Raw genomic sequence first — 14,193 nt, forward strand, 5'->3', positions numbered from 1 at the left:
TCAGTGGGCGTTGGAGGTCTGTGCGTTGTACGTCCGTTCCTTCACGTCCAGCTCGACCTTGACGGGATCGGCCTTCTCGAAGCGCAGTTCGATGGTGACCTTGTCACCGACCTTCGGCTTGCTCTTGAGTCCCATGAACATGACGTGGTTGCCGCCGCGCTCCAGGTTCAGTTCGCCGTTGGCGGGCACGTCCATGGACGCGACCTGCTGCATCTTCTGGTTCTTGGTCTCGTGGATCTGAAGATCGTCCGAGAGGGGGCTGGTGATGCCGGTGAGCTTGTCCGCGGTCTTCGAGTCGTTCTTGATGACCATGAACGCGCCGGCCATCTGGTCGTTGACCGGCTCGGGCATGAAGGCGCCGCTGACGGTCATCGCCGGCTTGGCGCCGTCCGCCTTGGCGCCGTCGGCCTTGGTGTCGGAGTCCGAGGAACAGCCCGATATGGCGAGCGCTGCCGTCAGGGAGAGCGCGGCGGCGAGGGTGCGGGTGGTGCGGGCGTTCACGGGGTGTCTCCCTTGACGAGCTTCGGCAGGTCCTTGGTGTAGTCGTCGACGGTGGTGCCCTCGCCGTAGAGGACGTAGCCCTCGTCGGTCTTGGGCGAGAACGCGATGACCTGGGCGCCGTGCATGGAGACGACGTCGCCGTTGGCCGCCTTCGTGGGGGCCTCGATACCGATGCCGAGTGCGCGTGCGCCGGCTTGGATGGTGGCGAATTCCCCGGTCAGCCCGATGAAGGACGGGTCCTGGGCCTTGAGCCACGAGCCGAGGGAGTCGGGGGTGTCCCGTTCCGGGTCGGTGGTGACGAAGACGACCTGGAGCTTGTCCTGGTCCTCCTTGGGAAGCGCCTTGCGGGCGACGGCGATGTTGCTCATCGTCAGCGGGCACACGTCGGGGCAGTGGGTGTAGCCGAAGTAGATGAGAGTCGGACGGCCCTTGGTCTGCTCGCGCAGGTTCCACGGCTTGCCGGTGGTGTCCGTGAGAACCAGGTCCGGCTTGTCGAAGGGGCGGTCGAGGATCGTCGCGGCGCCGGCCTTGGCCTGGCCGCTGATCTGCTTGATCGAATCGCCGGTCTTGGCGGTTTCACCGCCGCAGGCGGTGAGGGTGAGGGCGGCCGCCGCGAGGAGCGCGGCGACCGTCACACGTGTGGTGCGCATGGAGAGGTGTCCCTGGGATCGGGGAGGGTGCGGATGGTCTGAATGACTGGGGCCTGCGGGTGCGTCCGGTCAGGAGGCGCGACGACGCGAGGCGACTGCGAAGGCGACGCCGCCGAGCCCGATCACGATGCCCGCGATGCCGAGGGCGCGCGCGGTCGTGTCCGAGCCGCTCTTCGCGGCCTCGTCGTGGGCCGTGTCGTCGCTCTTGGCCTCGCCGGTCTTGGCGTCCCCCGCGGCGTGGTGGTCGTCGCCGGCCTTGGCGGCGACCAGCTTCAGGACGGGCGCCGGGTTCTGCGGTTCCGCGGCGCCTTCCTTGGCCTCCTCGATCCAGCGGACGACCTCGTTGTTGTCGTACGTCTGGATCGCCTTGAGGACCATCTGGTCCGCGTTCTCCGGCAGCTTGCCGACGGACACCGGGAACTGCTGGAACTTGCCGGCCTCGATCTTGCCACCGCTCCAGGTCACCTTCGTGACGGCCTCGTTGATCTGCTTGCCGTGCACGGTGAGCGGCTTGTCGAGCTTGGACTTCTCGACCTTCACGGTCCAGCCGGGGACGTCCTGCGGCATGACGGAGGTCAGCGGCTGGTCGATCGGGAAGTTGACCTCCAGCTGGGTCGTCGACGCGTTGTCACGCTCGTTCGGGACCTTGAAGTTGATGACGGCGTAGCCGCCCTTGGTGGCCTCGCCGGGCTGTACGCCGACGTGGGCGAAGGCGGTGCCGGAGAGGACCAGGACGGTACCGGCGGCGAGGGCGGCGGCGAAGGAGACGCGAGAGGCCTTCATGGCAGAAACACTCCACGGGGAGACGGTGTGACGGTGGCCCCGCGCACGGGCGCGCGCGGAGTTCGCGGCACCGGTGCTCCCGCCGTGTGTCTCGGGGAGGTGGGGATGCCGCGTCAGGCTGCGAGGGCGAGGCCGCCGGGCGGGCCGCGCCTGATCACCGTGTGCTGGAGGGCTTCCCGTCCGGTCGCCGTGGCCGGGGTGGCCGCGGTCCGACGGGTCCGGGGAGCGCCGGAGCACGTCCCGAGGAGCCCGTTGCCGAGGGCGCGTACGAGGGCCAGCGCGGCGCGCAGCGGACGTACGGGGTCGGCTTCGGCGGAGAGCCGGGACAGTTCGACGAGCCGGAACAGCGCGGCGTCGCCGCGTCCGAGGAGCCAGCCGGCGGCGAGCGCGGCCAGCAGGTGGCCGAGCAGCATGGCAGGGCTGAACAGTCCGGTCGCCGGGACGGCGGCGCTCTGGGTCACGTGTGCGTGGGCCATGTGGCCCTGCGCGGCGGCCTGCTCGGCCATCGCGGCCGGATCCAGTCCGGCGCTCACCAGGATCTGCCGCGCGTCGGCCGGGTTGATCGGAACGGAGTTGCCGCCGCAGACCAGCCGGGCGGCGAGCGCCGCAAGCGAGGAGTCGGACAGGGCGGGGTCCGCGGCCGAGGCGGCGTTGTGCTGGCCGAGACCGAAGACGCCGTGGAGCCCCAACTGGCCGACGGTGAGCCCGGCGGCGATGCCGGGCAGTGAGCGCCGGCGGCCGGCGAGCGGCGTCACGACCGCGAGGACGGCGAGGAAGCCGATGCCGATGGCCCACCAGGGAACGGTGGCGCAGGATGCCAGGGCGTGCCCGACGGCGGACAGCACGACGCAGACCGCGGCGAACACCGCGGCCCGGATCGTCCGGAGGCCTGTTCCGGCCTGCGTCGTGTGGGGGGCAGTCATGGCCCGGTCATCATCGCACTGCCCGCGGGCCGGACATACGGCAGGTCCGGAAGGTCCCATGCGTCCCCCGCGGGACGAGGTGCGGGCGTCGCAGAGGGCGTGTGGCGGCGCCTGGTCGCCACGGCGTACACCGCTGCCCGGGAGTGCCAGATCGGCCGAATGAGCGCTCTGTCCGCTCTCGGGGGCTTACGGCCGACCTCGGGCGGCAATAGGTAACCGTATGAGCATCTGGTGGTCTCTCCACTTGAGGCGCGAAGCCGCGAGCGTGCCGCTCGCCAGGCGGTTGTTGCTGGGGACGATGGAGACCGCGGGGGTGGATCCGGACATTTCCTTCGACCTGTCGGTGGCGCTGAGCGAGGCGTGTGCGAACGCGGTCGAGCACGGTGGCCCGGTGTCCGTCGCCGGCTGCGGCGGCGGATCGGTCCCGGAGGACTGCGCGGCGTATCGGGTCACGGCCTACCTGGACGGCGATCGTTGCCGCATCGAGGTGACGGACTCGGGCCCGGGTTTCCCGCCCACGACGGTAGCCGGCCACAGAACCCCGCCGGTCGTCCCCTCGGAGAAGGAACACGGCCGCGGCCTGTGGCTGATCACGGAACTCGCCGACCACGTCCGCTTCGGCAACGGACCGGGACGGGGCGCGGTGGTCAGCTTCGACAAGATCCTCAAGTGGCGTGACGGCGCCCTGGTGACGGCGTCGTAGCAGCCCGGGACACGCCGGTGGGCGGGACCCCGTGAGGGATCCCGCCCACCGGCGTGAGGCGGTGTCAGCCCTTGAGGCGCGCCATCCAGGCCTCGACGTCGACGGAGGTGCGGGGCAGCCCGGCCGAGAGGTTCCGGTTGCCGTCCTCGGTGACGATGATGTCGTCCTCGATCCGGACGCCGATGCCGCGGTACTCCTCGGGCACGGTCAGGTCGTCGGCCTGGAAGTACAGACCGGGCTCGACCGTGAGGCACATGCCGGGCTCCAGCGTGCCGTCCACGTACGCCTCGGTGCGCGCGGCGGCGCAGTCGTGGACGTCCATGCCGAGCATGTGGCCGGTGCCGTGCAGGGTCCAGCGGCGCTGGAGGCCCAGCTCCAGGACGCGCTCGACCGGGCCCTCCAGCAGACCCCACTCGACGAGCTTCTCGGCGAGCACGTGCTGCGAGGCGTCGTGGAAGTCGCGGAACTTCGCGCCGGGCTTGACGGCGGCGATGCCGGCTTCCTGGGACTCGTAGACCGCGTCGTAGATCTTGCGCTGGATGTCGGTGTACGTGCCGTTGATCGGCAGGGTGCGCGTCACGTCGGCGGTGTAGAGGGAGTGGGTCTCCACGCCGGCGTCGAGCAGCAGCAGGTCGCCGGAGCGGACGTCGCCGTCGTTGCGGACCCAGTGCAGGGTGCAGGCGTGCGGGCCGGCGGCGCAGATGGAGCCGTAGCCGACGTCGTTGCCCTCGACGCGGGCACGGAGGAAGAAGGTGCCCTCGATGTAGCGCTCGGACGTGGCCTCGGCCTTGTCGAGCACCTTCACGACGTCCTCGAAACCGCGGACGGTGGAGTCGACGGCCTTCTGCAGCTCGCCGATCTCGAACTCGTCCTTCACCGCGCGGGCCTCGGAGAGGTAGACGCGCAGTTCCTCGTCTCGCTCCTTGGTGACCTTGTCGGTCAGGGCCGTCTCGATGACGGAGTCGTGGCCGCGGACGTTGCGGACCGGACCGTCGGCCTCGGTGAGGGCCTCGGCCAGTTCGCGGACGTCCTTGGCGGGGATGCCCAGCAGCTGTTCGGCCTCGGTGAGGGAGTGGCGGCGGCCGACCCACAGCTCGCCCTGGCCGGACAGCCAGAACTCGCCGTTCTCGCGGTCGGAGCGGGGCAGGAGGTAGACGGTCGCGGTGTGGCCGGTCTCGCCCGTGGGCTCCAGGACCAGGACGCCGTTCTCGGTCTGGTCGCCGGTGAGGTACGCGTACTCGGTCGAGGCACGGAAGGGGTACTCGGTGTCGTTCGACCGGGTCTTGAGCCGGCCGGCGGGAACGACCAGGCGCTCGCCGGGGAAGCGCGCGGACAGCGCGGCGCGACGGGCGGCGGTGTGCGCGGCCTGGGCGATCGGCTCCAGTCCACGCAGCTCCGTGTCGGCCCAGCCGGTGCGCATGCTCTCCGCGAGTTCCTCGCTGACGCCCGGGTACAGCCCGTTCTTGCGCTGCTTGTGCTTCTTCTTGGGCTGCTCTTCTTCCGGGGTCTCCGGGGTGAGCTCGTCAGCCACGTCATCTCCTCAGCTACGACATGCAAGGGCCGGGTATGGACCCCGTCCATCGTATGTGTGAGCGGAAGATGCCCGGCGAACTATGTGACAAATCAGTCAAACCGGGCGGCGAGCAGGACGATGTCCTCGGTGGCGTCCTCCCCGGAGACCGGGGCGGCCTCCCCCTCCGGCAGGACGGTGCGCAGGATGTGGTCGCAGATCGCCGCCGGATCGTCGCGAGCGGCACGGGGGACCCCGGCGGCCGCCGCGTGCAGCCGGGCGTACGCGCGGTCCATGGGGTCGCCGGTGCGCCGCAGCAGTCCGTCGGTGTAGAGCAGCACCGTTTCTCCGGCGGCCGGTTCGATCTCCACGCTCGGCGCCTCCCAGCAGGCCAGCATTCCCAGTGGCGCGGAGAGCGAGGTCTCCACGTACTCGGTCCGCCGCTCGCCGATGAGCAGGGGCGGGGTGTGCCCCGCGCCGGCCAGGATGATCTTCCGGGCTGCCGGCTCGCAGTAGGCGAAGAGCGCGGTGGCCGAGCGCGCGGGTTCCGTCAGCCGCAACAGCAGCTCCAGGTCGGAGAGGACCGCGACGGGATCCTCCCCCTCCATGACGGCGTACGCGCGCAGGGACGCCCGCAGCCGACCCATCGCGGCGACGGCGCTCGGGCCGGCGCCGGTGACGGAGCCCACGGCCAGGCCCATGGCGCCCTCGGGCAGCGGGAGCGCGTCGTACCAGTCGCCCCCGCCGCGCGGGCCGGTGTGGTGCCGGGCGGCGAGCTGCACGCCGGGGATCCGGGGCAGTCGGCTGGGCAGCAGCTCCTCCGCGAGGATGGCCAGGCGGGAGCGGGACCGCTCCACCTCGACCATGCGGGCCAGGTGCTCGGCGGCGTGCCGGACGTAGAGCCCCGCGAGGTCGCGCTGGCGGTCGCCCGGTTCGGCCTGCTCGTCGTACAGCCAGACGGCCGCGCCGAGTCGGCCGGTGGCCTCGGCGGTCAGCGGCAGCGCGTAACTGGCCGCGTAGCCGAGTCGGGCGGCGACCTCGCGGTGGCGCGGGTCGACCGGGACGCCGAACCCGCCGGTGCCGGGGGCCTCGCCGGGTTCGGGGAGCACCTCGGAGCCACCGTGCGCGTCCGGGAGCCCGTCCAGGATCCGGCCGTACGAGGTGGCGCTGCGCGGCACCGTCTCGATGTGGCCGAGGTCGGCGTGGCCGAGCCCGAGGCCGATCGTGGTGGTGGGGCCGAGCCCGTCGGAGGGTTCCAGGACGACCAGGCCGCGTCGGGCGCCGACCAGCGCGGCCCCGGCGCGCAGGAACTCCCGCAGGGAGGAGTCGAGGTCGACGGCCCGGGCGAGCCGCTCGGTCAGTTCGTGGAGGGTGGTGAGGTCGGAGACCATGCCCGCCAGGCGGTCCTGGATGACGCTGCTCGCGGCAGGCGGAGGGGCCTGGGCGGGGGTGCTGCGTGCGGGTGTGGGCGCGGTGGGCGCCGCAGTGTGCGGTGACGCTGTAACTGCTGGATCGATTCCAGCCACTTTCGGCAGATGCGGGGCGCTCATGGCGTCCGCCTTTCCACCTGGTGCGATTCGCCATGTAGCATCGCAAACCCCCAGATCGTGCTGCGCCGCCATCAATGGATCCACATCTACACGCACACGAGGATCGATGTCCAGCATTGCCCAGGTGGGAATCCTGGTGTCCGTGAGACTGCAACTCACTGTGCGGCCAAGGCTAAAACTTGGCCGGAAAAAGCGGGAACCGGACGGTTTTTGCGATCGACTGGGCGGGCGTCCCTGTGGGCTCGGGTACGTAATCGGTGGTGGCCGGGGCGAGTTGACCCCTTCCGGCGCCCACCGGGAACCACCCGGCGCAGCCCGTCGTCCTTAGCGGCGGCAGCCGGTCTCGACCCGGCGCGGGTCGCGTTCCGCCCCCGCCGGACGTTTGATGGACCCGTAAGAAACTGCACGAACCCGTGTGAACCTGCTTCTGGCGGACAGTGACGCGCAACGTGTACGTGTGGTGAGACACCGATTACCTGGTGTGATGTGGCCCTCGGCGTTCAACGGAAAGGAACGAGCGCTCATGCGCGAGATCCTCGGAAGGCGTCTCCAGCGGCTCCGCGATCGCTTGAAATCCCTGCGACCGACCTCCCCCTCCGACCGGATCCCGGACGGCGGCACACCACCCTCGCTCCTCGACGCGGCGCTCGTCTGCGCCGCCGAGTGGCGGTGGCCCGTGCTGCCCGGTGTGGGCCGGGCCGGCGCCGACGGCGTGCGCTGTGCCTGCCCCGATCCCGACTGTGTGGTGCCAGGCGCCCATCCCTTCGACCCCGGGCTGCTCGCGGCCACCACCGACCCCCGGATGGTGGCCTGGTGGTGGGCCAGGCGTCCCGCCGCTCCCGTGCTCATGGCCACCGGAGGGGCCGCTCCGTGCGCGGTGAGCCTGCCGGCCACCGCCGCCGCGCGTGCCGTCGCGCGGCTGAACGCGCAGGGCATGCGGCTCGGTCCGATCGTCGCGACGCCGACCAGGTGGTCCCTGCTGGTGGAGCCGTATTCGTTGGAACGGCTCGGTGAACTCCTGTACGCCAAGGACCACGTGCCCTCCTCGCTGCGCTTCCACGGCGAGGGCGGCTACCTGTTGCTGCCTCCGTCCGTCGCGTCCGGTGGCGGACAGGTCTGTTGGAACCGGGAGCCGCAGGCGGGTCCCGACGGCATCTGGCTGCCCGAGGTGGAGGCGGTCGTGGACGCGTTGGTCGAGGCGAGCAGTGGGGCGCCGGGCGGCGGCAGCCGGTTGGCGTACTGACCGTCATCGCCTTCCCGACCGCCGATCCCTGCCCGGGAGATCACTCGTACGGGTGCCGGCGGGACGAGTTTCCAAGGGAATTGGGCGCGGGGATCTCCGCGCCCCTTTCCCGCATCGCTATCTTCGGCGAATGAATCTCCGCCTGATCGGTATCGGCGCCGGTGTGCTGATCATCTTGTCGCTTCCCCTCGCGGGGGCGATCGCCGGGCCGGATTTCGCCGGTCAGGATGACGGAAAGGGCGGCGGGTTGCTCTCGACGCTCGGCCTTTCGGACTCGTCCCGTAGCAAGGACGAGGCGTCGCCCGCCGCCCGCCCCGCCCAGCCCGGACCACCCGTACAGCCACGCACGGATGCCCGGTGCGGCCCCGAGGTCTCCTCGCCGCACGGAGTGGAGGCGCAGACCTGCGTCCTGGTCGGGGACGGCAGTACGTGGGGCCGCAGTTACTACCGCAACACCAGTGGCCGCGCACTGGACGCTGTGCTGACCGTGATGGGTCCGGCGGGGCGCACCGTGCAGATCCGCTGCGTCGTCGGACCGGGTGACGAGCCGGGGCTGTGCGAAACACCGCGTGACGACTTGGCGGGAGGCCCGGAAGGCTACTCGGCCGTGGCGGAGTTTGCAGTTCCGGATGATGAAGGGGCGTTGCTGCTGAGGTCCGGGAGCAACTCACCGGCACCGGGAGATGGTTGAACATCGCCTGAAATGTAAGGGCCCGGTCGCTGGCGACGGGGGATGCACCAGCGACCGGGCTACAAGAACGGTAACAAGAGATCGCCTGTTCGCAAATTCGATCTCTGATATTCGGACACGGATTTGCAGGCGATTAGCGGGAGTTGTGACCCCAGTCACCGGCCCTGCGGACGCGCGGTGGTCAGCTGAGCGTCACCTGGCGGTTCGTGAGGCCGGCGCGCGCCCGACGCTCCTCCGTGGTCAGGGGCGCGTCCGTGGCGAGGGCCGCGGCCAGGCGCTCCGCGAGTTCCGCGGCGGGCTTCTCGACATCGTCGGCCGAGACGCCGGTGGGCAGGTCCCAGACGGGAACCATCAGGCCGTGGGCGCGGAAGGAACCGACGAGCTTGGTGCCTTCACCGAGGGAGGAGGTGCCGGCCGCGTGCAGTCGTGCCAGCGCGTCGAGCAGCTTCTCCTCGGGGTGCGGCATGACCCAGCGCAGGTGGTTCTTGTCCGGCGTCTCGCACCAGTAGGCCGCGTCCACGCCGGCCAGCTTGACGGTGGGAATGGCGGCGGCGTTGGCGCGTTCCAGCGAGGCGGCGATCTCCGGAGAGGCGTTCTGGGCGTTCTCCGCATCCGGAATCCAGAATTCGAAGCCACTGTGGACAACCGGCTCGAAAACGCTGTCCGTGTCCAGGAGATCCTGAAGTCGCGGACCCTCGGCCGGAACCCGGCGGGCGGGGACCGGAGTACCCGGCTCCGCCACCAGCGCGCGCTCCAGGGTGTCGGCCATGTCCCGGGCGAGGTCCCCGGTGGTCGAGTCGTTCTGCAGGCCGAGGAGGACGGAACCGTCCTCGCGGCGCAGGGCCGGCCAGGCCATCGGCAGTACGGTCACCAGCGTGACCGAGGGGACGCCCTCGGGCAGGCCGCCCTTGAGGGTCAGCGGGATGGTCGCGGCGGGCACCAGCTCGCGCAGGGCGACCCAGTCGCACTCGCCGGGCAGGCCCTCGAAGGGGCGCCGCACGTGCTCGGTCACGGCGTGCGCGGCGGCGGCGCCGTGGCAGGCCTTGTAGCGGCGCCCGGATCCGCAGGGACAGGGCTCGCGGGCACCCACCACGGGGATCTCCCCGTTGTTGAGCTGCGGCGTGCGCTGCGACTTCGCGTTCTTCGCGGCGGGGCGCTTCTTTGCCATCGTGGGTGTCTCCCGGTTGCGGCGGTACGGCGGTTTTCTGGGCGCGAGCCTAGCCGTTCACACCGCCCGAACCTGTGGGGTGCGGCCGGGAGCGCGGTCGGCGTGCGCTCCCGACGGCCGTTCCGATCCGACGTGGGACGGGACTCCCGGGGCCTCAGTGGTCCAAGTCGTCGAAGGACGTGCCGAAGTCGATCGCCGGGGCAGTGACGCGCGTAGCGAAATCCTCGTGCCGGGTCCCACAGGCAACGACCACCCATACGGTGACCTCACCCCCCGCTCCGTCCCGGACGCCCCAGTCCTGGGCCAGCGCGCTGATGATGTTCAGCCCCCGGCCGCCGCGCGCGGTGACCGACGGTGTGGAGGGGACCGGGCGGGTGGGCCCGCCGCCATCCGTGACCTCGACGGTCAGTCGTCCTGCCCTGTCGACGCGCCACGCGGCGCGTATCTCCCCGTCTCCGACTTCCCGCGAGCCCAGCGGCCGGCCGTGCCGGCAGGCATTGCTGAGCAGTTCGGAAAGGATGAGTACGGCATCGTCCACGACCGATTCGGACAGTCCGCCGATGCGCAGGTGTTCGCGCATGCGGCGCCTCGCCTCGCCCACGCCCGCAGGACCATGGCGTACGTCCACGCACGACGACGTGGGCACTTCATGTGCCATCACCAACGCCACCCCCGGAACCTCCTTAGCCCCACGCCAAGGTCTGGATGCCCCAATGGCCTGGACCGGAAACCGTTCATGAAGAGCCCTCTGGCGCATTCACGACGACAATTGCGGAGCGGATGCGCCGGGGCACACCCTGTGACGGATGGGACGCCCGTGGCGGGTGGGCAAATCGGGACGTCAGCGCCCCAGCTGTGACAGAACCTGGCGGGGTCTGTTCGTGATGATCGCTTCTACACCCAGGTCAGCGCAGAGCTGAACGTCCGAGGGTTCGTTCACGGTCCATACGTGCACCGAATGTCCCGCCGCCTGGAGCTTGCGGATGTAGCCGGGATGGTTGCGCACGATGCGCATCCCGGGGCCGGCGATGCTCACGCCGGCCGGCAGCCTGCCGTCCCGCAGGCGCGGGGAGATGAACTGCATCAGGTACACGGTCGGGATCGTCGGCGCGGCCGCCCGCACCCGGTGCAGCGAACGCGCGGAGAAGCTCATGACGCGGACCGGGTGCGGTCCCTCGGCGGGCGGGGCGTCCAGTCCGAAGCGTTTGAGGAGGAAGAGGAGCCGCTCCTCCACCTGTCCGGCCCAGCGGGTCGGGTGCTTCGTCTCGATCGCCAGCTGTACGGGCCGCCCCGCGTCGGAGATCAGTTCCAGCAGCCGCTCCAGGGTGAGCACGGAGGTGCGCTCGGGATCGGCGTCCCAGTCCGGCGACTCCTCGCGGTCCTTCCAGGAGCCGAAGTCGAGGGCCGCGAGATCGGCCAGCTCCAGGGCGGACACCGCGCCGCGGCCGTTGGAGGTCCGGTTCACCCGGCGGTCGTGCACCAGGACCAGATGGCCGTCGGCCGTGAGCCGGATGTCACATTCGAGGGCGTCGGCCCCGTCCTCCATGGCCTTCCGGTACGCGGCCAGGGTGTGCTCGGGGGCGTCCTCCGAGGCACCGCGGTGGGCGACGACCTGGATGGGGAGCGGCGTTGCGTGGGTCACGGGGTCATGGTGCCACCGAGGCGGCCCCCCACGGCGTGGCGAGCTTGCGGATGCGCCCGAAATGCCGGGGATAAAGGATGGGGGGAGACGCACAGGTCCGGCTTACAGTGCTCTGACGGGTCATGGGAAAGGCTTTGCACTGGAACTTGTGCGGCACGTCGAACGTTCAGTCGGACCGGTATCGCCAGATATTCAAGAACCAGAAGCCGTGTTTGTGACGAGGAGAGAGCGCTGTGAGCACCGAGAACGAGGGCACCGCGGCCCAGACGCCCCCCGCGGCCCCTTCCGCACCGCCTGCGCCCGTGCCCGCCTCCACCCCCGGCCCGGCCGCCGAGCCCACAGCGTCGCGGCCCGCCGACGCCGCTCCCCCCGCTCCCGCCACTCCGCCGCCCCCGGTCGGCGCCCCTGGTCCCGAGCCGACGCAGCGGCTTCCGCACACCCCGGGCGGGCCTGAGGCCCCCGGTTATGCCCAGGACCAGGGATACGCCCAGGCGCCGCCCTACGCGCAGCCGCCGACCGCCGCCCACGGCGCCGAGGGCTGGCCCCCGCCGCCGCCCACGGTGCCCGCGTACGCCGACGGCGGCCACGGCGGTGGCGGCTGGGGCGTGCCCCTGACCACGGACGGCCCCCCGCCCAAGCCCAAGGGCAGGGGCGGCCTGATCGCGGGTGTGCTCGCGGCCGCCCTCATCGCGGGCGGTGTCGGCGGCGGCATCGGTTACTGGGCCTCGGAGCGCTCGCACGACGGCTCGGGCTCCACCACCATCAGCGCCAGCACCCCGAAGGACCTCAAGCGTGAGTCGGGCTCCGTCGCCGGCCTGGCGGCGGGGGCACTGCCGAGCGTGGTGACCATCGAGGCGAAGGCCGGTGACGGCGAGGGCGGCACGGGCACCGGCTTCGTCTACGACGAGCAGGGCCACATCCTCACCAACAACCACGTGGTGGCCTCCGCCGCCAACGGCGGCAAGCTCTCCGCGACCTTCTCCAACGGCAAGCGGTTCGAGGCCGAGGTCATCGGCCGGGCCGAGGGCTACGACGTGGCCGTGCTCAAGCTGAAGAACCCGCCGGCCGGCCTCAAGCCGCTGGCCCTGGGCGACTCCGACAAGGTGGCCGTCGGAGACTCCACCATCGCGATCGGCGCCCCCTTCGGCCTGTCCAACACGGTCACCACCGGCATCGTCAGTGCCAAGAACCGCCCCGTGGCCTCCGGAGACGGCTCCAGCGGCAAGAACTCGTACATGAGCGCGCTGCAGACGGACGCCTCGATCAACCCCGGCAACTCCGGCGGCCCGCTCCTCGACGGCCGCGGCGCGGTCATCGGCATCAACTCGGCGATCCAGTCGGCCGGAAACGGCGGCTTCGGCGGCGGTCAGGCCGGATCGATCGGCCTCGGTTTCGCCATCCCGATCAACCAGGCGAAGAACGTCGCCCAGTCGCTGATCAAGACGGGCAAGCCGGTCTACCCGGTGATCTCGGTCTCCGTCGACCTCCAGGCCAAGACGGAGGGCGCCAAGATCTCCGAGTCCGGCGCCCCCGCCAACGAACTGGTCGACCCGAACGGGCCGGCGGGCAAGGCGGGCCTCAAGCCCGGCGACATCATCACCCAGCTCGGCGACAAGCCGATCGACAGCGGCCCGACCCTGATCAGCGAGATCTGGACGTACAAGCCGGGCGACACGGTGAAGCTGACCTACCTGCGCGGCGGCAAGCCGAGCACCGTGGACATCACCCTCGGCTCGCGGACCGGGGACAAGTAGCACCCACGACCGGGCCCGGACCTGCTCGACAGGTGCTGGACGCCGGCTTGATGGAGAGGGGCCGCAGGCGCGATTACGCCTGCGGCCCCTCCCAACGTCCGCTTATGCTTTGCTGGTGTTCGATTCCCGGCACATACGGACATTCCATGAAGTGGTCGCCTCCGGTTCGTACTCGGCCGCCGCGCGGGCCCTCGGATACACCCAGCCCGCGATCACCCAACAGATGAAGGCCCTCGAACGGGCCGTCGGCACGCCGCTGTTCACTCGTATCGGCCGCACGATGCAACTCACCGAGGCCGGCCGGTCCCTGGCCAAACACGCCGACTCCATTCTCGGCAGCCTCTCCGCCGCCGAGGCCCAACTGAAGGCGTACGCGCGTCTGAGCACCGGCCGGGTCCGGGTCTGCGGGTTTCCCAGCGCCAATGTCACCCTCGTTCCGGAAGCGCTCAGCGGGCTGGCCTCGTCCCATCCGGGCATCCAGGTCGAACTGCTGGAGGGGGAGCCGCCGGAATCGCTGCGCAGGCTGCAACGCGGCGAGTGCGACATCACGCTGGCCTTCACCTACCCCGGCCTGCGCGAGGAGGTTCCGGAGGAGGTCGACGAGGTCAGGCTGCTGGAGGACCAGCTGACGGTGCTCCTGCCGACCGGCCATCCGCTGGCCCGGCGCCGGGCCGTACACCTGGCCGACCTGGCCGAGGAGCGGTGGATCGCCGGTTGCCCCCGCTGCAGGGCGAACCTGCTGCACGAGTGCGCGGAACTCGGCTTCGTCCCCGACATCCGGTTCGCGACCGACGACAACCTGGTGGTCCAGAGCCTCGTCGCGCAGGGCCTGGGCGTCGCGATGATGCCCGCGCTCGTCCTGCCGTCGCTGGCCCTCACCCGGGTCTGCGGTCGGGCCCTCCAGCCTGCCGCCCGCCGCCACATCTCCGCGTACGTGTACCGGGACCACCTGAGGATTCCCGCGACGGCCGTGGTGTTGGACGAGCTGAAGCGGGTGGCGTCGAACCGGATCGGCTGCTGACCGCCGGCGCGAACGCCCGAGCCAACCCATAAGCAGAGCTTGGGATTTCGGGTG

Annotated in this window: 14 protein-coding genes; 5 read left to right on the top strand and 9 right to left on the bottom strand. The window is 71.0% G+C overall.

Annotation, left to right across the window (positions count from 1 at the left end; genetic code table 11):
• The 4 genes from ACIRO3_RS15955 to ACIRO3_RS15970 all read right to left on the bottom strand — a co-directional run bounded on the left by ACIRO3_RS15955 (position 1) and on the right by ACIRO3_RS15970 (position 2,857).
• On the bottom strand, positions 1-501 hold the full coding sequence (locus ACIRO3_RS15955; RefSeq protein ID WP_404136831.1) for a copper chaperone PCu(A)C: 501 nt from the start codon (positions 499-501) through the stop codon (positions 1-3).
• On the bottom strand, positions 498-1,151 hold the full coding sequence (locus ACIRO3_RS15960; RefSeq protein WP_404136833.1) for an SCO family protein: 654 nt from the start codon (positions 1,149-1,151) through the stop codon (positions 498-500). Before ACIRO3_RS15960 ends, ACIRO3_RS15955 begins: the two co-directional genes overlap by 4 nt.
• 69 nt (positions 1,152-1,220) lie before the next feature.
• Complete coding sequence (locus ACIRO3_RS15965) at positions 1,221-1,934, bottom strand: YcnI family protein (RefSeq protein ID WP_404136836.1); 714 nt, start codon at positions 1,932-1,934, stop codon at positions 1,221-1,223.
• Between the two features lie 113 nt (positions 1,935-2,047).
• Positions 2,048-2,857 (bottom strand): hypothetical protein, encoded by an 810-nt coding sequence (locus ACIRO3_RS15970; protein WP_404136839.1) that lies wholly within the window; start codon positions 2,855-2,857, stop codon positions 2,048-2,050.
• 220 nt (positions 2,858-3,077) lie between these two features.
• Here ACIRO3_RS15970 and ACIRO3_RS15975 point away from each other — a divergent pair, with 220 nt between their 5' ends.
• Positions 3,078-3,560 (top strand): ATP-binding protein, encoded by a 483-nt coding sequence (locus tag ACIRO3_RS15975; RefSeq protein ID WP_361973889.1) that lies wholly within the window; start codon positions 3,078-3,080, stop codon positions 3,558-3,560.
• Positions 3,561-3,624: 64 nt separating this feature from the next.
• On the opposite strand, the gene ACIRO3_RS15980 is transcribed toward ACIRO3_RS15975, so the two are convergent.
• Together ACIRO3_RS15980 and ACIRO3_RS15985 are read right to left on the bottom strand one after the other, a co-directional pair.
• Positions 3,625-5,091 carry an aminopeptidase P family protein gene (locus ACIRO3_RS15980; protein ID WP_361770827.1) on the bottom strand — a complete coding sequence of 489 codons (1,467 nt, stop codon included), beginning with the start codon at positions 5,089-5,091 and terminating at the stop codon, positions 3,625-3,627.
• Between the two features lie 92 nt (positions 5,092-5,183).
• Complete coding sequence (locus tag ACIRO3_RS15985) at positions 5,184-6,737, bottom strand: PP2C family protein-serine/threonine phosphatase (RefSeq protein WP_404136843.1); 1,554 nt, start codon at positions 6,735-6,737, stop codon at positions 5,184-5,186.
• Positions 6,738-7,143: 406 nt separating this feature from the next.
• Here ACIRO3_RS15985 and ACIRO3_RS15990 point away from each other — a divergent pair, with 406 nt between their 5' ends.
• Positions 7,144-7,863 carry a bifunctional DNA primase/polymerase gene (locus tag ACIRO3_RS15990; RefSeq protein ID WP_404136846.1) on the top strand — a complete coding sequence of 240 codons (720 nt, stop codon included), beginning with the start codon at positions 7,144-7,146 and terminating at the stop codon, positions 7,861-7,863.
• 130 nt (positions 7,864-7,993) lie between these two features.
• Positions 7,994-8,554 carry a hypothetical protein gene (locus ACIRO3_RS15995; protein ID WP_404136848.1) on the top strand — a complete coding sequence of 187 codons (561 nt, stop codon included), beginning with the start codon at positions 7,994-7,996 and terminating at the stop codon, positions 8,552-8,554.
• A gap of 181 nt (positions 8,555-8,735) precedes the next feature.
• Here the strand turns inward: ACIRO3_RS15995 and ACIRO3_RS16000 are convergent, their stop codons facing one another.
• The 3 genes from ACIRO3_RS16000 to ACIRO3_RS16010 form a co-directional block, all read right to left on the bottom strand.
• On the bottom strand, positions 8,736-9,722 hold the full coding sequence (locus ACIRO3_RS16000; RefSeq protein ID WP_361770835.1) for a DUF5926 family protein: 987 nt from the start codon (positions 9,720-9,722) through the stop codon (positions 8,736-8,738).
• A gap of 154 nt (positions 9,723-9,876) precedes the next feature.
• Positions 9,877-10,479 (bottom strand): ATP-binding protein, encoded by a 603-nt coding sequence (locus tag ACIRO3_RS16005; protein WP_404136852.1) that lies wholly within the window; start codon positions 10,477-10,479, stop codon positions 9,877-9,879.
• An 84-nt stretch (positions 10,480-10,563) separates the two neighbouring features.
• The gene (locus ACIRO3_RS16010; protein WP_365997388.1) at positions 10,564-11,364 is read right to left on the bottom strand and encodes a glycerophosphodiester phosphodiesterase; all 801 of its coding nucleotides are present in this window, start codon (positions 11,362-11,364) and stop codon (positions 10,564-10,566) included.
• A gap of 233 nt (positions 11,365-11,597) precedes the next feature.
• Between ACIRO3_RS16010 and ACIRO3_RS16015 the strand changes: the two genes are divergently transcribed.
• Positions 11,598-13,118, top strand: a complete 1,521-nt coding sequence (locus ACIRO3_RS16015; RefSeq protein ID WP_404136856.1) for a S1C family serine protease — start codon at positions 11,598-11,600, stop codon at positions 13,116-13,118.
• A gap of 115 nt (positions 13,119-13,233) precedes the next feature.
• Positions 13,234-14,139 (top strand): LysR substrate-binding domain-containing protein, encoded by a 906-nt coding sequence (locus tag ACIRO3_RS16020; protein ID WP_365997390.1) that lies wholly within the window; start codon positions 13,234-13,236, stop codon positions 14,137-14,139.
• Positions 14,140-14,193: the final 54 nt, after the last annotated feature.

Origin of the sequence: Streptomyces sp. NPDC102278 (assembly GCF_044766345.1) — a bacterium.
Classification (GTDB): Bacteria; Actinomycetota; Actinomycetes; order Streptomycetales; family Streptomycetaceae; genus Streptomyces.